Origin of the sequence: Aneurinibacillus migulanus (genome assembly GCF_001274715.1) — a bacterium.
Classification (GTDB): Bacteria; Bacillota; Bacilli; order Aneurinibacillales; family Aneurinibacillaceae; genus Aneurinibacillus; species Aneurinibacillus migulanus.
Genome location: NZ_LGUG01000004.1, coordinates 4,650,293 through 4,668,437 on the forward strand (window position 1 = coordinate 4,650,293; position 18,145 = coordinate 4,668,437).

The 18,145-nt window shown below is 48.2% G+C and carries 19 protein-coding genes and 1 riboswitch; of the genes, 1 reads left to right on the top strand and 18 read right to left on the bottom strand.

Translation table 11 applies throughout. The annotated features are described in order from the left end of the window. Positions 1-85: 85 nt before the first annotated feature. The 12 genes from AF333_RS24220 to ribD form a co-directional block, all read right to left on the bottom strand. A complete protein-coding gene (locus AF333_RS24220; protein WP_043068000.1) occupies positions 86-649 on the bottom strand; it encodes a spore maturation protein in 564 nt (187 codons plus the stop codon). Beyond that, on the bottom strand, positions 619-1,203 hold the full coding sequence (locus tag AF333_RS24225) for a nucleoside recognition domain-containing protein (protein ID WP_043068001.1): 585 nt from the start codon (positions 1,201-1,203) through the stop codon (positions 619-621). Before AF333_RS24225 ends, AF333_RS24220 begins: the two co-directional genes overlap by 31 nt. Beyond that, complete coding sequence (locus AF333_RS24230) at positions 1,204-2,307, bottom strand: D-alanyl-D-alanine carboxypeptidase family protein (RefSeq protein WP_080787919.1); 1,104 nt, start codon at positions 2,305-2,307, stop codon at positions 1,204-1,206. Positions 2,308-2,570: 263 nt separating this feature from the next. Continuing rightward, positions 2,571-4,046, bottom strand: coding sequence for a PH domain-containing protein (locus AF333_RS24235; protein WP_043068003.1), 1,476 nt, complete (start codon positions 4,044-4,046; stop codon positions 2,571-2,573). Beyond that, positions 4,033-4,518: a PH domain-containing protein gene (locus AF333_RS24240; RefSeq protein ID WP_043068004.1), complete on the bottom strand. Its 486-nt coding sequence runs from the start codon at positions 4,516-4,518 to the stop codon at positions 4,033-4,035. The genes AF333_RS24235 and AF333_RS24240 overlap by 14 nt, the downstream gene beginning before the upstream one ends. A gap of 190 nt (positions 4,519-4,708) precedes the next feature. Next, positions 4,709-5,296 (bottom strand): SMC-Scp complex subunit ScpB, encoded by a 588-nt coding sequence (scpB, locus tag AF333_RS24245; RefSeq protein ID WP_043068280.1) that lies wholly within the window; start codon positions 5,294-5,296, stop codon positions 4,709-4,711. After that, positions 5,296-6,051 (bottom strand): segregation and condensation protein A, encoded by a 756-nt coding sequence (locus AF333_RS24250; RefSeq protein ID WP_043068005.1) that lies wholly within the window; start codon positions 6,049-6,051, stop codon positions 5,296-5,298. Before AF333_RS24250 ends, scpB begins: the two co-directional genes overlap by 1 nt. Positions 6,052-6,066: 15 nt before the next feature. Next, positions 6,067-6,708: a site-2 protease family protein gene (locus AF333_RS24255; protein ID WP_043068006.1), complete on the bottom strand. Its 642-nt coding sequence runs from the start codon at positions 6,706-6,708 to the stop codon at positions 6,067-6,069. 193 nt (positions 6,709-6,901) lie between these two features. Then, positions 6,902-7,369: a 6,7-dimethyl-8-ribityllumazine synthase gene (ribH, locus tag AF333_RS24260; protein ID WP_043068007.1), complete on the bottom strand. Its 468-nt coding sequence runs from the start codon at positions 7,367-7,369 to the stop codon at positions 6,902-6,904. 71 nt (positions 7,370-7,440) lie between these two features. After that, complete coding sequence (locus AF333_RS24265; RefSeq protein WP_043068008.1) at positions 7,441-8,634, bottom strand: bifunctional 3,4-dihydroxy-2-butanone-4-phosphate synthase/GTP cyclohydrolase II; 1,194 nt, start codon at positions 8,632-8,634, stop codon at positions 7,441-7,443. Positions 8,635-8,655: 21 nt separating this feature from the next. After that, positions 8,656-9,309, bottom strand: a complete 654-nt coding sequence (gene ribE / locus AF333_RS24270) for a riboflavin synthase (RefSeq protein WP_043068009.1) — start codon at positions 9,307-9,309, stop codon at positions 8,656-8,658. Positions 9,310-9,313: 4 nt separating this feature from the next. After that, positions 9,314-10,405, bottom strand: coding sequence for a bifunctional diaminohydroxyphosphoribosylaminopyrimidine deaminase/5-amino-6-(5-phosphoribosylamino)uracil reductase RibD (gene ribD, locus AF333_RS24275; protein WP_043068010.1), 1,092 nt, complete (start codon positions 10,403-10,405; stop codon positions 9,314-9,316). Positions 10,406-10,789: 384 nt separating this feature from the next. Further along, positions 10,790-10,935, bottom strand: a riboswitch (FMN riboswitch). A 145-nt stretch (positions 10,936-11,080) separates the two neighbouring features. Here ribD and AF333_RS24280 point away from each other — a divergent pair. Next, positions 11,081-11,518: a peptidylprolyl isomerase gene (locus AF333_RS24280; protein WP_043068011.1), complete on the top strand. Its 438-nt coding sequence runs from the start codon at positions 11,081-11,083 to the stop codon at positions 11,516-11,518. Between the two features lie 51 nt (positions 11,519-11,569). Here the strand turns inward: AF333_RS24280 and AF333_RS24285 are convergent, their stop codons facing one another. The 6 genes from AF333_RS24285 to nagA all read right to left on the bottom strand — a co-directional run bounded on the left by AF333_RS24285 (position 11,570) and on the right by nagA (position 18,094). Next, complete coding sequence (locus AF333_RS24285) at positions 11,570-12,415, bottom strand: gamma-glutamylcyclotransferase (protein WP_043068012.1); 846 nt, start codon at positions 12,413-12,415, stop codon at positions 11,570-11,572. A gap of 30 nt (positions 12,416-12,445) precedes the next feature. Beyond that, positions 12,446-13,018, bottom strand: a complete 573-nt coding sequence (locus AF333_RS24290; RefSeq protein ID WP_052520550.1) for a YqiA/YcfP family alpha/beta fold hydrolase — start codon at positions 13,016-13,018, stop codon at positions 12,446-12,448. Positions 13,019-13,106: 88 nt separating this feature from the next. Beyond that, positions 13,107-13,340, bottom strand: coding sequence for a hypothetical protein (locus AF333_RS36290; protein WP_235496924.1), 234 nt, complete (start codon positions 13,338-13,340; stop codon positions 13,107-13,109). Positions 13,341-13,467: 127 nt separating this feature from the next. Beyond that, positions 13,468-14,442: a PfkB family carbohydrate kinase gene (locus AF333_RS24295; protein WP_043068013.1), complete on the bottom strand. Its 975-nt coding sequence runs from the start codon at positions 14,440-14,442 to the stop codon at positions 13,468-13,470. A 65-nt stretch (positions 14,443-14,507) separates the two neighbouring features. Continuing rightward, positions 14,508-16,760 carry a glycoside hydrolase family 2 protein gene (locus AF333_RS24300; RefSeq protein WP_043068014.1) on the bottom strand — a complete coding sequence of 751 codons (2,253 nt, stop codon included), beginning with the start codon at positions 16,758-16,760 and terminating at the stop codon, positions 14,508-14,510. A 149-nt stretch (positions 16,761-16,909) separates the two neighbouring features. Next, positions 16,910-18,094: an N-acetylglucosamine-6-phosphate deacetylase gene (nagA, locus tag AF333_RS24305; protein WP_043068015.1), complete on the bottom strand. Its 1,185-nt coding sequence runs from the start codon at positions 18,092-18,094 to the stop codon at positions 16,910-16,912. Positions 18,095-18,145 lie beyond the last annotated feature (51 nt).

The following is an 18,145-nucleotide window of genomic DNA, read 5'->3' on the forward strand; positions in this document are numbered from 1 at the left end:
CCACCTCCTCTTTCATCATACCTCTCTCTTTATTCAGACACAATGTACAAACAAAAAACTCCCGTTTCATCAAAGAAACGAGAGCTTATCCGAATACGAGCCATACGACAAGAAGCGAAGCGACGACTCCTACAAAATCTGCCATCAAGCCTACCTTGAGGGCATATTTTGTATGGCGCACTGCCACCGCGCCGAAATATACCGTCAATACATAGAGCGTCGTATCTGTACTTCCCTGAATGGTACTCGCCAGACGTCCAATGTACGAGTCCGGGCCATGCTGAGCGATTAGGTCCGTTGTAATCGCAAGCGATCCCGAACCAGTAATCGGTCGAAGGAGCGAAAGAGGCAGTACTTCCGACGGAAAATGCACCAAATCAAGCAGTGGCCGAAGCGCCTTCAGCAGCAAATCAAGCGCTCCTGATTCCCGAAATATTGTAATCGCCACCATCATGCCGACAAGGGATGGCATAATGCGAATGGCTGTCCCAAACCCGCCCTTGGCACCGGATACGAACGTATCATACACAGGCACTCTTTTATATAATGCATAGGCGAGCACATAAGATAGAAGCAGTGGAATCGCCCAGATAGAAGCTTGCCCGACAATCGCATACACTACCTTCTCCACTCCTTTCGCTGATACCATCTATCGATTATGATGGCGCTACAGGTGGCAATAAATGTGGCGAGCAGTGTTGTCCCAACAATATCGGCGGGATTGACCGAGTTATAATTCATACGGATTGCAATAATCGTAGTCGGAATCAGCGTCATGCTCGAGGTGTTCAATGCCAGTAGCGTACACATCGCCGGTGTGGCTGTATCCGGCTTTGGATTAAGCTTTTGCAACTCCTGCATCGCTTTAATACCCATCGGGGTCGCCGCATTGCCCAATCCGAACAGATTGGCTGTCATGTTGGATAGAATATAACCAAACGCCGGATGATCTTTCGGTATCGTCGGAAACAGCCAGCGGGCAAGTGGACCGAGCAGGCGAGCCATCTGTTTCAACAATCCCGCCTCTTCCGCTACTTTCATCACGCCCATCCAAAAAACCAAAATGCTAATCAGCCCAAATGTAATCGTAACACCCGTTTTGGCTCCTTCAAATATCGCTTTGTTGACAGCTTCCGCACTTCCGTTAAAAAATGCAGTCGCAATTCCGATAAGAATCATGCCTGCCCATATATAATTAACCATCTACATTCCCTCCAGCATCGTTCGCATGAACGACTCCAGATTCGATGTGAAGCGATTGTTGAGCGCCTGTGCCATTGTCTCCTGCTCCATCGTAAGCTTTACTTTCCCAAGCACCGATTCACCTAGTGTAATTTCCAGGAACGGCTGGTTGATGTTACGTATAAGCCGTACGTCGACCAATGATTTTTCTTCCGCACTCAACGGGTAGGAGAATGACCGGCTGCTGTAATAAGCAAGCACCCCATCCTCTTGCTTTTCTTCACCCATCCGCTGTTTTTCCTTAACAATTTCGGTAAGAGGATAATGACTGAATCCGTAATCGAGCCATTTCATCGAATCGTCCCAGTCATTAGGTGCATTCAGAACGACAACAGCAAGCTGTTGTCCATTGCGGGTTGCCGATGAAGTAAGACAACGCTTCGCAAGCTTCGTGTACCCGGTTTTCACTCCGTCTGCCCCCTTGTACAGATGTAGCATTTTATTCTTGTTTAACAGCTTACGCTCCCACTTCTCGCCTTCCCATGGAATGCTTTTAACTTCAGCGGAGACAATCTTGCGGAATTCAGGATTCTGAAGCGCATATGCCGTTAACACAGCCATATCTCGCGCGGTTGAGTAATGATTATCGCTATCATCAAGCCCATGCGGATTCGTGAAATGGCTGGACTGCATGCCAAGATATTCTGCTTTCTCATTCATCAGACGGGCAAATCCTTCCACTGAACCACCAACATGTTCAGCAATAGCTACCGCAGCATCGTTACCAGAACGGAGCATTAATCCATATAGCATATCCTCCATTTTCATCTTTTCGCCTCGTTTTAGATAAATGGAGGAGCCTTCTTTAGCATAAGCTTTGTCTGATGTGGTAACGATATCTTGACTATCGCCTTCCTCCAATGCCACAATAGCAGTCATGATTTTCGTCAGGCTTGCGATCCTCATTCTTTTTTCTCCTTGTTTCTCCGCCAGAATGCGACCGCTAGCAACATCAATCAAGACGGCGGTTTCCGCAGATACAGGCGGCGGAGTGGAATCTGCAGCCTGTACGAATTGAGGGAGCGCCAGCAGGCTGACAATCAGTATCATAACGAGTTTCCTCATGCGAATCCTCTCCATCCCTAAACGGTTTGTCCTTTATTCCGGTCCAACGGGCAGTAAATCCTCTTCAAGTGCGCTATGTGAAGGATACTGGGTACTACGTCAAATGAATTCTATATATGTATATGGGCTGTCCACAAAATTATGACCATAACCAGATACTGCTTCCTCTTATGAAACGCTTCGCTCATTCATACGGAGATAGTCAATAGGTAAAATAAAAAAAGCAGAGGCCAATAATAGGCCTCTGCTCTTTATCTCTTTTACTATTCTTCTCTTTTACGATCCGTACGTATCCAATCGTACAAATGCTGGCCGTCTGTTTCTTCTATATGATGAACGGCAAGCTTAGCACCGGACTTACCAGAAACAATAACCGCCACATACGAAGTGAGGCGAGCAAGACGCTGCCACGGCATCCTTCGAAGATACGCAAACTGAATGCGTCTGCGAGGAATGAAACTGGTCGTTCTAGCGATGCAGCGACTCCTGAGCACAAGCGTCTTATGTCCGTGTATCGCAAAACCTCCGGCCCGATACTGCAACCAGCCGAATAGCACTGCAGGCAGTATAAGCAGAAAAATTCCATAGCGCCATGGATCAGTTGTCCATAGAAAAATAGCGAGGTAGGCAACCAAAGCTATCATTACCCATCGCAGCATATAATAACCTGCAGCCCGACGAGGTAGTGGTTGCAAGTCGGTCTGCACGCAGAAGCCGGGAAGTACACGTTCGATCATCATTATTGCTTCATTCCGCCGCAGCAATGGGAACAGTACCGTTGTCTCGCCCTTAGCCGCCCCGTATCCTGCCGTATCAACCTGAACGGTTACCAGTCCAAACGGCTGGCGTAGAAGACCCTCTGTAATACGAACCGCCTGTACTCGATTTATCGAAACAGTGAGCTGGCGGCGTTCCAACCATCCCCGGGTGATCAACAGCTTATCTCCTGTCTTCGTCAGTGTAAATCCACCGTATTTTAACATAACGCCCGCAACGCCTAAAAACCAGGCTACAAGCAAAACAAGAAATGCAAGGATAAGCAGCGCAGAGATGACAAAATGATTAAAAAAAGCAAAAATCCGTTCATAAGGTAGCACGTCGCTTATCTGGGAGAACCCGGCTGCAAACAACGATAGCACCACACCCAGTCCACCGGATGTAGCACCATATATGACTAACTGTTTTACAGGCAACTGATAAGTGAAGTCAGGCTCCACCTCTGCACGTACCTTAGCGTCTGTCTTCATTTCCTCTTCCGATACAATATCTGCATTGGTATTTCGATTGAACATTAGTTCCTGCTTCAGTCGTTCGGCTTCCTCCCGCGTGACTGCGGTGAGCATCGCTTCAGGCTTCTCTCCACCAGCCGTCTCTACTGTTACTTTCACCACACCGAACAGCCGATGCAGCAGGGGTTCTGTAAAATCTACCGTCTGAATGCGCTGCTTAGCAATGAAATTCCGTTTTTTAATAAGGACACCGTGCTCAACGCGCAGTTCCCCCTCTTCCACAGAATAACGGTATCTGCTCCAGACGAGAATTCCCCATAATAACGTACCCACGACGATAACCCCTGCGCTGCCGAGCCTCCACAGCAAATCCTTCCCCTCATTCATATCACCTCGAAATACGCTTGATATGAACAAAATGGTGAGTGGAAGCAACATTTCTCGTAAAGCACGCAGTCCTGACAGCAGCGCGGCGATAGGATGCATGCGACGCGGCTCAGACATCTTCATCAGAAACCCTCGCTAGACGCGCAATCACATCACGTACTTCATCAGCTATTTCAACAGAAAGAGCTGGAATTTCATGGCTGCCCGCCGCAGTGGAAAAGGTCACGCTTGCTAGGCCGTAACGCCGCAGGAACGGACCCTGCTTCGTATCCACATGCTGCACCCGTACCATCGGAATTACGGTCTGTTTGACTATTAGTACACCATAACGCAAATGTATCTCATCTTCCCCAATAAAATAGCGCCATCTGCGCCAGCTACGTTCCGGCAGTATAAACACTTCTATCACCAAATGTAAGAGTGCCCCTGCGGCTAGCAGCCATACGATAATGCGGGGCATTCCCGCCATCAGATGCAATACAACTCCGCCTGCAACCGCCAGCCACAATACAGCCGACACGATACCGTTTACAAGACGCCATACTCTGGGAGCTCTTCTATCGATTCGTTGCCAGAACGTTTCGTTTTTATCCATACATATCCCTTCCTTTAAATCACCCCTATTTATTTCCTTCCCCTCTCTTTACGCTTTATCAAAAAGAAAAGTTTCTTAGAAGCGAGAAAAGCTCGTGATGCGGGAGGAAAAAAGTAGTTATTGACCACCTACTTTAATAGTGATGTCTATTCTCTTATCCATAAAAAAACGCCCTGAACAAATCGCTCGCTCAGGACGTACTATCTTCTTTATCTTTTTTATAGAACAGGTATGCCTCTTGCTCCACATCCGGCCCTTCGGCCGAGAAATCAGGAGGCGGCGGCAACTCGTCCAGACTGCGCAAGCCGAAGTACTCAAGAAACTCTTTTGTTGTTCCGTATAAAATCGGCCGGCCTATCGTATCGGCCCGTCCTACCTCTTTAATAAGATTCTTGCTTATTAGGCGGGAAATGGAACTCTCGCACTTCACTCCGCGAATCTCTTCCAGCTCAAGCCGAGTAATCGGCTGCTTATATGCAATAATCGCCATTGTCTCCAGCGCTGCCTGGGACAGCGTTGCATGGGACGGTGTGTATGCCAGTCTCTCGAAATACTCGGCAAACTCGGGTCTTGTCGTAAACTGGTATGCTTGAGCAATCTCAACGATTTGCAGCCCGCGCTGCTGTTCTTTGTAGTCATGCTTCATCTCATCCATTAATGCGATAACCTCATGAAGTTCCAGATCCAGAATGGAAGCCAGCTGCTTCGCTTCGATTCCTTCATCACCAGCTACGAACAACAGACCTTCTACAATCGCCTTTAACTTTCCTACATCAATCATACTGTATCCTCCCGCATCCGCGACACCATGATTTCCTCAAACAGTCCATCCTGCTGACAAACGACGGACCGCTTTTTCATCATTTCCAACAGCGCAAGGAATGTTGTTACGATTTCAATTTTTGACTCTTGTTTCTCCAGCAATTGCGAAAAGGATACACGACCACCTGCAACTGATAACAATTGGTCGATTTCTTCCATGCGGTCCTTCAAGGAAATCTCATCACGCTGTACTTTTACAGCTTGATCCTTACGGTTTACACGCTTCAGCGCTTTCTGCAATGCATCCACCAAGTCATAAATCGTCACATTAGAAATCGGATTTTCCTCTTCAGGAACGAACTGGCTCAAATCCTCTGCAGGTCGCGTGTATACTCTGCTTTGTTCTTTTTCCCGCTCACGGAACGTCTCCGCAAGCTGTTTGTATTTTTTATATTCCAGCAGACGCTGTACTAATTCTTCCATGGGGTCTTCCTCTTCTTCATATGGTTCGATGCCCCATTCATCAAACATTTGCTCTTCTCGCTTAGGTAGCAACATTTTGCTTTTAATAGCAAGTAACGTAGCCGCCATAACGAGAAATTCGCTGGCTACGTCGAGTTGCAGCTCTTGCATAATGTATAGATGATTCATATATTGATCAGTAATTTCCACAACCGGTATATCATAAATATCTACTTCTGCCCGGTCGATTAAATGCAACAGCAAATCAAGCGGACCTTCAAACGAATCCAGTTTGATGTCGACTCCCATCAAACGTCCACCTCTCTATCTCATCAGGGAAAACAGTGCGTTTTGCACCCATTCATACGGCTGATACAGCACAATTGAGCCAAGACCGGGAATAAAAATCAAAAGCAACAACACAAACATACCGTACGGCTCCATCCGTTCGAAGAAACTATCGAAACGACGCGGCAAAATATAGCGGAAAATTTTCGAGCCGTCCAGTGGTGCCACCGGCAGCAAATTAAATACGAACAGTGCTACATTGATAGCAAAACTCCATGTAATCGTATTGCTAACCAGTGTAGCCGCCCATGCCGGCCATGTATTCATGACATCCGTTGTTGCCAGGTACCAACCTGCTTGCAAAAACAAAAAGGCAAGAATCAGATTAGTCAGAGGGCCTGCTATCGCTACAAACACCATTCCTAGGCGACGGTTACCACGAAAATGAAACATATTCACCGGAACCGGCCGCGCCCAGCCGAACGGGCCGAATAAAATCATCAGCATACCAATCGGCTCGACGTGGCTAATCGGATTTAATGTCAGACGCCCTTCATTTTTTGCCGTATTATCGCCAAGCTTGTACGCTACAAATGCGTGCGCCCATTCATGAATTGAAAAGGCGATAACAAAGGCGATAATCCGGTACAGCAGCGAATCCCAGTCAAAATTAAACAACACTGCTCCCCCCTCTATCTCATTTTTCTATACAGATATACTTTATAGTTCGAGGTACCAAACTACATATATAAAGCCGCAACTCATTCTACCATATGCCCGTAAGATGTAGCAATTCTGCGGTTTCGCCGTTTTACGACAAAAAGAAAACTCTACTCCGCAAAAAGGAGTAGAGCTAGAAGGCTATGTTATATTATGCAAAAGATTTAGACAGGTTTGCCATTTCGATAGCCGCGGCTGCCGCTTCCCATCCTTTATTGCCCGCCTTTGTACCTGCCCGTTCAATGGCCTGTTCAATCGTATCGGTCGTCAGCACGCCAAAAATTGTTGGAACACCGGTGGACAATCCGATAGAAGCGACGCCTTTTGCCGCCTCGTTGCACACATAATCGAAATGCGGGGTAGAGCCGCGAATAACTGTTCCGAGCGCGATAACCGCATCGTATTTACCTGATTCGGCCATCTTCTTTACGAACAATGGAATCTCGAAAGCACCTGGTACCCAAGCCACTTCTACATCGTTTTCTTCCACACCATGACGCTTAAGAGCATCCAATGCACCGCCCAACAGCTTGCTGGTAATAAATTCATTAAAACGTCCAACAACAATGCCGATTCGTAATCCTGTTCCTACTAAATTTCCTTCATATACTTTTGCCATGATTAAACCTCCGTTTACTAAGCTTATATTTTTGTGTTACGTAGCGCAGTCTGATGTTACTTGTGCAAAAACTATAAATTCAATAAGTGGCCAAGCTTGCTTTGCTTCGTGCGAAGATATCGTTCATTGTCAGCCACCGCTTCCATCTGCAGCGGCACTCGCTCAACCATCTGCAAACCATAGCCTTCCACACCCTTGATTTTACGTGGATTATTCGTCAAGAGACGCATCTTGCCTACACCTAAATCGGCAAGAATTTGTGCCCCGATGCCATACTCCCTCAGGTCGGCTGCAAATCCCAGTTTTTCGTTCGCTTCCACCGTATCCAGCCCTGTTTCTTGCAGCTTGTACGCTTTCAGCTTATTAATAAGTCCGATACCCCGGCCTTCCTGACGCATATACAGTAGCACGCCACGTCCCGCTTCTTCGATTTGACGCAACGCCGCATGCAACTGCGGCCCGCAATCGCAGCGGAACGAACCGAACACATCTCCGGTCAAACACTCGGAATGAACCCGGACAAGTGTAGGTGTCTCAGCATCCAAATCACCTTTCACCAGCGCTACGTGCTCTTTGCCATCCACATCATTCGTATACGCTACCATGCGGAAGTGTCCGTATTCAGTCGGAAGCACGACCTCTACTTCCCGCTTTACCAGCTTGTCATAACGTGTACGATAACGAATCAATTCCTCAATCGTAATCATTTTCAAATCGTGCTTTTCAGCAATTTGTGCCAAATCCGGCACCCGCGCCATCGAGCCGTCTTCATTCATAATCTCGCAAATAACTCCAGCCGGATAGCTGTCGCACAGACGTGCCAAATCCACCGCTGCTTCCGTATGACCGGCACGACGCAGTACGCCCCCTTTTCGCGCGATAAGCGGAAAAATGTGCCCGGGGCGGCGGAAATTTTCCGGTCCGTACGACGAATCCATCATCGCCTGCACCGTTTGGGCCCGCTCAAATGCTGAGATGCCAGTTGTAGTTGTCGCTTCGTCGATCGAGACAGTAAACGCCGTTCCATGTGCATCGGTGTTACGATCCACCATTGGGGCTAGCGCAAGTTCTGCTGCCCGCTCTTCCGTAACCGGAACGCAGACTAATCCCCGGCCGTGCGTAACCATAAAATTAATCATCGCCGCATCGGTTTTCTCCGCTAATGCAACAAAATCTCCTTCATTCTCGCGATCTTCGTCATCTACGACAATAATCGGTTTGCCCTGCTTCAAATCCAGAATCGCTTCTTCAATCGAATGAAACATTGTCTCCACTCCTTGTTTTACTTAATCGAGAAATCCGTGCTCAGATAGGAAGCTCTCTGTCAGTGAGGCGCGGCTCTTCTTCTGTTCGCGCCATGTAACAAACCGCTCGATGTATTTGCCTATCATATCGCATTCTAGATTGACCAAATCGCCTTTTTCTTTATACTGCAGCACCGTCCCGGCCAGCGTGTGTGGAATAATGGAGACGGTAAAGCCGGTTTCAGTTACGTCCACAACAGTCAGGCTGATACCGTCGATAGCAACAGACCCTTTCGGAATGATGTATCGCAACAGTGTCTCATCCGCTTCTACCTTATATAGCACCGCATTGCCATACGAACGTTTATCTGCAATGAATCCGGTGCCATCCACGTGTCCAGAGACAAAGTGTCCACCGAACCGGTCACCCGCCGCCATTGCTCGCTCCAGATTTACCTGCGAACCCGGCCCTATCGTGGATAAGCTTGTTTTCTCCAACGTCTCCGGCATAACATCCACCGTAAAATTCCGGGAGGAAAATGTTGTAACTGTCAGGCAGATACCGTTGACTGCAATGCTGTCTCCTAACCGTACATCTGTCAGTACCTTGTCGGCGGATATATCCAGCACGGCGGAGCGGTCTCCCCGTTTAATAGAGCGGATGGTGCCAATTTCTTCGATAATTCCTGTAAACATACACTCACCCCCATACCGGATACCCGGTGATTTTAATATCGTCGCCAATTTTTTCAAATGAAATATCCGCAAGGGATATGGCGTCGTTCATATCTTCGATGCCCAGCCCGCCGAACGGAGTAGGGGCCCCCTGTCCTGCTACCAGTTTCGGTGCAACATAAGATACTACTTTGTCAATCGCCCGTGCATGCAGAAAAGCGCTATTAATCTGACTGCCTCCTTCTACAAGCACAGATGAAATCTGCTGTTCGCCGAGCAAGGCAAGCAGACGTTCAATATCCACTTTCGTATTGTTTCCTGTAGAGAAAACACGAATCCCCATCTCTTCAAGCCGTTCCCATTTCATAGAATCTGCACGTTCGGTAGTAAAAATCCATGTCGGCGCCTGTTTATCGGTCAGCACCCTTGCATCCAGCCGAATGCGCAGCGTCGTATCAATAATGACGCGCACCGGATTTTGGCCGCCCAGTGCCAGGCGGGTCGTTAACTGCGGATCATCGGTTAACACCGTATTGACGCCAACAAGAATCGCATCATGCTTATGCCGCATCTGATGCACCTCCAGGCGGGCCTCTTCGCCAGTAATCCAGCGGCTGCTTCCAGCATACGTTGCCATCTTGCCATCAAGCGTCATTGCGGTTTTGACCGTTACAAACGGTTTTTTTGTTGTAATAAATTTGATGAACACTTCATTCAGTCTTTTCGCTTCCGCTTCACAAATACCTGTAAGCACTTCAATACCCGCATTGGTAAGCTCCGTGACTCCGCGTCCTGCCACCAGCGGGTTTGGATCAAGCATTGCTATAACTACGGTACGAATACCATGCTCAATAAGTGCATCTGCACAAGGCGGAGTTCGACCATGGTGGCTGCATGGCTCCAACGTGACATAAGCCGTCGCTCCCTTGGCTGCATCCCCCGCCATGCGAAGTGCTTGCACCTCGGCGTGTGCCTCTCCCACTCGTAGGTGGGCACCCATACCGACAATCCGACCCTCCTTAACAAGCACACAACCTACAGCCGGGTTAGGGCTGGTCTGGCCTCGTACTGCTTCCGCAAGCTGCAGCGCAAGTTTCATATAGTCTCTATGTTCCATCCTTCTATCCTCCCTCGCCTGCTCTCTGAATGTTCCACCACTTTCATCGTCTGTTCGCCTCAACAAAGGCAGGAATAAGACACAAAATGTCTAACTGACACAAAAAAGCGCATGATTCCGTCATTTCTCTGTAATAAACCGATATCGGTCAGGGCAGGAGAAAATAACGGTGTCATACGCTTGACATTCTTTATCATAAGTACACATGGCCTTTCATGCCTATGACAAAGAAAGCCCTGAAAGACGGTATCATACCGCTTTCAGGGCTCGTTTTTCTGAAAAAAGGTAGATCGATGCCAGAGTCCAAGCGACTTCTTCGCTCCCATATGTGAGCAGAAAAAATCGTAACACAAACACAACAGACTACACCTGCAATCCGAACTACATATCCTTCTCCCATCCAGACTATACTGTCGGTCCCGGATTCACACCAGGTCAGCATTGGTTATGTAAACCGCAGCTCACGGACTGAAGAGGCCACTGCCTCTAACACCGCCGGTAGGGAATTCCACCCTGCCCCGAAGGATTACTCCGATGAAATTGTACTCTTAGTATAGCGTATCGATCATGACCTGTCCACGTTCAATTTCACATTGTCAAACAAGCTCGCAAGTTGTAGGTTGCACAACCGCTGTGATAGAATAAAACGAACGAACGAAAAGGAGTGAATACATAATGGCGAAAAAAGGCAGCATCGAGCTTGAAAACGGCAACAAAATCCTGATTGAATTCTACCCGGAAGCCGCTCCCGGCACGGTTGAGAACTTCGAAAAACTGGCAAACGAAGGGTTCTACAACGGCCTGTCATTCCACCGCGTAATTCCTGGCTTTGTAAGTCAGGGTGGCTGCCCGCACGGCACAGGAACCGGCGGACCTGGCTACACTATCAAGTGCGAAACGCAAGGCAATCCGCACAAGCATGTTCCTGGCGCGCTTTCCATGGCTCACGCGGGACGTGATACCGGCGGCAGCCAATTCTTCATCGTGCATGAGGCCCAACCACACTTGGACGGTGTGCACACCGTATTCGGCCAGGTTACCGAAGGCCTAGAGCATGCAAAAAACATGCGCAATGGAGACAAAATGAAAGAAGTAAAAGTCTGGGAAGAGTAGACCTTCCTTGTAAAAACGGGGCGGACACACATGTCCACCCCGTTTTTTGTATTAGTTTAGCTGATCCATAAACGCCTTCAGCTTCTGCACATAGGCTTTGCTCAACAGATCGCATCCGTCCAGAATGGTCTGCCGGTATGCTTGGCTCGGCGCCTGATCCGGCTTTCTGTCAATCACCATGTACGTAATTGCTTCAATGAATTGATCCCCCGCTTTTACTTTTACTATCTCTCTGCTATACGAAATGCCCTCGCCCTCCCGTGCATCCAAGTTCGGCAGCAGTTCCGGCGGAATCAAATAGAGTACTCCTTCCGTTTCACTGCCTGGAGAAGGAACGATATCTGCTACGCCCCCGCCCCATTTTTGATGGGAATAGCGTGTGAAGCCAACTCGGTAATCAGGCAACACGGCCCGGCCTATAACACAAAACTGCGGCACATCAATCATAAAGCTATTCCGGTTCATGCACGAACCATACGCGAAGTAAGGGAGCCATCCCCGCCCTTTCCTGTGCATCCGCCAGTCACCGGATGGAACAAATTCCGCCTTATCGTCCAGCCATGTCTGTCTTTCCTTCGGATAAACGTAGATATAGCAGGAAATTGCCTCCCCTGTCCTGGTATTCGCCCTGATGACGATCCGTTCATACTCTCCTTCTTCGCAGCCTTCCAGCTTATCCATCGCTTGCAGCGCTTCTTCCAGCCGTCCGGAATCCAGTTCAAGCAGTTGACCGTTTACAATACCCTGCCCACGGATAACCGCCGGATATCCATAAGGCAAATCATACAACCAGCCTCTAACCGTTGCCTCTCTTACATTTGTTACAAACGGTTCCACAACGGTATGGTTACATTCTCCCCGACAAAGCGTTCCATATACAAATACATGACACAGCATCGTTCTTGATCCCCCTTCTGTTCCTTTTCCCTATTTGATCAAAGCAGCATAAATATGACTCATTGTATCTTGAATCCGTTCCAGTTCTGCGAACCGATGTCCGCCGTTTGGAAAGGAAACAAATGTGCCGCAACCTTTAAGCATTTTTCTCGTTTGAGTATGGTCAAGACGTTCATCATCTTCACATACAAAAACATGCAGCAGCGCGTGATTTCCTTCCAGGTAGATTTCCTGAAACATATCTCGCAGCTGTTTAATATGCCCTTCGGTAAATACGAACGGTTCACCTGTATCATAATTCGTATTTTCCCCCAGACAATCCATCAACGTCGCAAACGGCATCAGCGACGGATTTAAGAGCGCAGCATGACAGTCATATTTCACTGATAAATAATAAGCATAAAACCCTCCCAGGCTGGAACCGACCAGCAAAATCGGCTCTGTCTTATGCTTTTCAATACTCTGCTCTAATTCCCGAATCGCAGCCCGTGGCTCGATCGGCAAATCGAACGATACTATTGTTTCTTCAGGAAATACGCTGCGCAAAAATGTGTATTTCGCATTTGTACCGGACGAAGAAAAACCGTGAATGTTCAACAGCATATGCCTACCTCCTCTATTAGCTGCAAATCAAACAGCGTATGACGAACCCATGCCAGTTAATATCATACAATCAACCTCATTATACATATTACACGTACCCAATTAGCGCAAGAATGAAGAAAATAAGAAAAACTCGCGGGTGTTGCCGCTCGTCCTTTTTCCACAACGAAGCCAAACGGCCACTTTGTGTCACTTCGAGCGGACCGACAAAACATCTGGGCATCTCGGGTGAAGGAGACAGTTGTCGGTCTTTTTCGCCCGCCATGCCACACGCTCCATAAGGAAAAAGCAACGTTTGGCACACGCCTCGCATGTTTTTCAAGTGATACTATCGGAAGAAACTAGATGTCGCTTTCTTGCTTTATGGCGACATCTAGTTTCTTATCCATTAAAAAACAGGAATCGCTTTTCAAAAACGATTCCTGTCATACGTCTGTCTTATATTTATGCTAGTGTTTCATCAGTTCCTTTACTTCATCCATCGAAGGCAACGCCGAAATCGCGCCACGCTTCATCGTGGTCAACGCACCAACCGCATTTGCGAAATGTAACATATTCTCCAATTCGCCATTCGGTAGCTTTGCCAGTGCTTCAGGCCTTATGCCTGCTTCAGCGATTCGATGCAGAAAGCCTCCGACAAAGCCGTCTCCGGCACCGGTAGCATCCACCGCTCGCACTGTAAAGCCGGGAAGCCGCTTCACTGTATCGTTCGGTCGTACGTAAGCACAACCTTCCTTACCTAATGTAACGAGCAATAAGCGTATGCCCTGGGCGAAAAACCAGGAGGCACCGGCGATAATATCAGTCTCTCCGGTCAAAAATGTTAATTCTTCCTCGCTTACTTTCACAATATCCGCAAGCGGTACATGTTCCCGAATCGCTTCCTTAGCCGCTGGCGCACCTCCCGGCCATAAGGGCAAACGCAAGTTTGGGTCATAGCTTACAAGCATCCCTCTTTCTCGCGCCAGCCGGGCCGCTTTTACCGTCGCGCTCCGTGCCGGTTCCGCAATCAACGAAATCGATCCGTAATGGAAAATCACGCCCCCAGCTAGTACTTCCTCTGTAATTTCCACCTCTGTAAGCAGCATGTCCGCCGAAGGCTCCCGATAGAAAAGAAAGTCGCGCTCACCGTCTTCTTTCAAGGATACAAATGCAAGCGCCGTCTTCGCTTCATCCGTTCGATATATTCTTCCTGTATCCACACCTGTATTCGCCAGCGTGCCGATGAGAAAATCACCGAACGGATCGGCTCCCACTTTCCCGAGAAAGCGGGAGGTTCCGCCTAAGCGGGCAACGGCGGCAGCCACATTAGCAGGCGCACCGCCTGGCGCTTTCTTAAACGATGGCACTTCCTCAAGCGCCTGCCCGTTTGCCTCCGGTACAAAATCGATTAGCATCTCCCCGAGCGTAATGACGGTACCCATGGCGTCTCCTTTCGTTTATCCCGATCTAGCGGGCAGTAAGTTCCCCTTTTTATAGAAGCTTTGTTTTATAAGCCCGCATTCACATGTGCGGCTGTCTCTACTTCCGCTTCATTGATGCGTGGAAACAAAATTTTCGTATTGCGTGCAATAATGTTTCCTTCCTTATCGCGCAGGTCGCCTTCGATACGGTATACCTCCTCCGTCAGCGGTAAATCGAGCACCGCCTGATCAAAGCAACGGGAGGAGTCCGGTGTAATTAATGGCGCAAGTACGGCACGTTCCTCTATCACCGTACCATCCGATGCAAGCAATCGATATGAAATCTCATGTCCTTCCAATTCACGACGATAGTCGTTAACCACCCATGCCTCCATCGTAATACGCAATGCATTCTCAAGCCGTTCCACATGACCGGCAAAGGATAGTTGGAGCGGTGCAAACGCATGAACGACAGCGTAGTAGGCTTTTTTCGGACGGCGATAATAATCCACGATTGCCCAATCGATCGCAGGCCACGTATTAACAAAGTGAAACTGCATGATTCCGTTCACATTATTATATTTCTTACGTCGCAATGCCTCAGTATGCTCTTTATAGAACTGCACCTGATACTCCTGTGTACGCTCGACCAGTTCGCCTAGCGTCGTTGGATATTCTCCCATCATCTTGGTGTAGATATTATTCTGGAACCCACGCATGCGCCATGCTTCCATATCCAACGGCCAGAGTTTTTCCTCCACGATGAACTTCTTCAGCGACTCTTCATCCGGCAACGATTGCGTTCCGTATTCTGTGATAAACATCGGATTATAAAATTCAGCGTCCGTAATCTTGCCCCAGTACCAACCAACCCAGTTAACGCTTAGATGATTTGGTACATATTTAGCAAACTCCTCCCACGTTGCAAAGAACGCTGGCAGCTCTCCTCGATCGATAAGTACCGAGTTTTTGTGTATAGGCCTCGTTACATCAATCGATTTTACGGTCTCCATAAGCACATTATCGAGCTTATTGTAATCATGTAAACGCGATTCACTGTGACAACACCAGAGCACGACTGACGGATGATTATACAGCATCTCTACATACCTTCGTGCTACATCTGCTGCACGGGTAATGAATTCACCATCTGAGCGATATCCCCACTGGAACGGCAAATCCTGAAAAATCATAATCCCTTTCTCATCACATAAACGGTAAAACTCCGGTTTTTCCGCATGTGCAAACAAACGCGTCATATTCATATATGCATCAAGCATCATCTGTATATCTTGCTCATACTGTGAAGCTGTCATGAGCGAAAGGAATTGATCGGATAAATAATTGTTTCCTTTAATGAAAATTCGCTCGCCGTTCAGGCGGAATTGCCATTTCTCATCACGTGTGATTTCACGGATGCCGAACACCTCACTTGACGAGTCGATAATAGTACCGTCCATTTTCACTTCTACAGTCGCCGTATATAAATGAGGGTGCCCTAAATCCCAACTCCACCATAGCGCAGGATTCTGTATAGTAAGACGTGTCGTGTGATTCAGGCTTCCCGGACGCAGAAACGTCGCTGACACCTGGGCGATATCTTCCCTACCCTCTTTTGGAAAATTATGCGGTGCAATCTTCACACGCAGCTCAATATCCTGCTCCTCACCCGTCTCATTGCGTACTTCTATATCAACATATATGTTTGCTTTTGTATATTCATCGCGTAGATGCGGTGTAATGCGCAAGCGTTCGATATGAACAACGGGCTTCGCTACTAGCGTCACATCCTGCCAGATGCCGCCCGGATTCAGTAATGGATTCGGATAATGAGCGCTGGCTGCCGACGGCACTTCCGGACAATCGGACAGTCCTTCCTGGCGCACCGGCAAACAATCCCAGTGATATAAACCGCCTTTGGCGATTTCTTTTCGTTCCGGCTTCTTATCGATAGCGGAAACGACTTTCACAATAAGTTCGTTTTCCTTGCCAAAGCGAAGGAAACCGGTTACAGAAAATGCAAACGGATCGAAATCCCCTTCGTGCGCGCCCAGATACATTCCATTCAGCCATACTTCGGAGAAATAGTCCACGCCTCCAAAATGCAGGTGATAGCCGAGATTCTCTTGCTTGTTCGGCGCGAGGAATGTCCTCCTATACCACATCGCACCCTGATGCTGTTCGAATCCCGCTTTCTGCCAGTGAGAAGGCACGACAATCTCCTTCCACGGGTGTATCTCAGGCGCATATACGATTTTATTTTCGATGCCGTTTTCCAATATATTCTCTTTATCGGGCAGGCATTGCCATACCCCTCGTAAGCTCCATTCCTGGTGCATGTAGGACCACCTCTACCCTATACAAATACGTTATACTTTTGCTTCCGGTGACCGACAATTTCTATAAATTTTATCTATAGTAGCCTAACTTTAAATCTTTTCCGATAAAGCGTCAATGGAATTTATATGATTTATACTATGACAATTATTCAACATGCATGAAAGGCGATTTCCCCTCTACATAACGTGAGAACAACCTCATGATTCTTGTCCAATACAACAAGATCGGCATCCTTGCCCAGAGCGATACTTCCTTTGCTTGCAAATAACCCAAGCTGTTTAGCCGGGTTTACCGCTGTCATATAAACAATGTCTTCGAGCGTACATCCGGTAAAGTGCATGGCGTTCGCGGCTGCATCCTTCATCTTAACGATACTGCCGGCAAGTGTGCCATCCGAAAGTAAAGCACGACCATCTTGTACGGTTACTTCCTGTCCACCCAGCTCATACGTTCCTTCACCAAGGCATTTGGCTCGCATTGCATCCGTGATCAACGTCAATCCGTTCCGTCCTTTTTGCTGGTAGACAAGCTTAATCATTTCAGGATGAACATGAATACCGTCCACTATCAGCTCAGCAAGCAATTCAGGATGGAGCAAGGCTGCACCGGCAACGCCCGGTTCGCGGTGATGCAAACCACGCATGCCGTTAAACAGATGTGTTACATGCTTCAAGCCGCAGCGCACCCCTTCTGCCACCTCTGCATATGTCGCATCAGAATGTCCGACAGAAGCCACCACACCACACTGCGCCAGATGTGATACGAATTCCATGCCGCCTGGCAACTCAGGTGCTACGGTAACAAGTCGAATCAACCCAGCAGCGCTTCTTTGCCACCTCTCGAACAAAGCGATATCTGGGTTAAGCATCTTATCCGCCGGTTGGGCACCCGCTCGCTTGGGCGATAGAAATGGCCCTTCCAAATGCACACCTAGTATCTCTGCTTCTCCCGGCCCGTTTGCCTGTTTGCGATAGTCTGCGACATTTACCAGCGCACGCTCGATATGCTTTACCTCCTGTGTCATTGTTGTGGCGAGGAAACTTGTCGTTCCTTCCTGAGGCAACCGTGCTGCAATCGTCTGTATAGCCTCGTGGGTAGCATCCATCGTATCTGCTCCGCCCGCACCGTGAATATGCAAGTCGATCATACCGGGAAGAAGCTTATAAGAATTCGAGAAGGGAAAGAGCCGATCATACCCGTCCGTGTCCGTACAACCAGCCATCTGTCCAACTTCGTGGATTTTTCCGTTTCGGATAGCCACATAGCCTTCATTAATTATGCCTTTCTCCGCATAGACCCGGATTCCGGTAATTAGCATGCTTGCCGGTGCCATACATCCGTCCTCCTTTTTACGTGCTAATAAAGTAAAACTTCACTCAGTAAG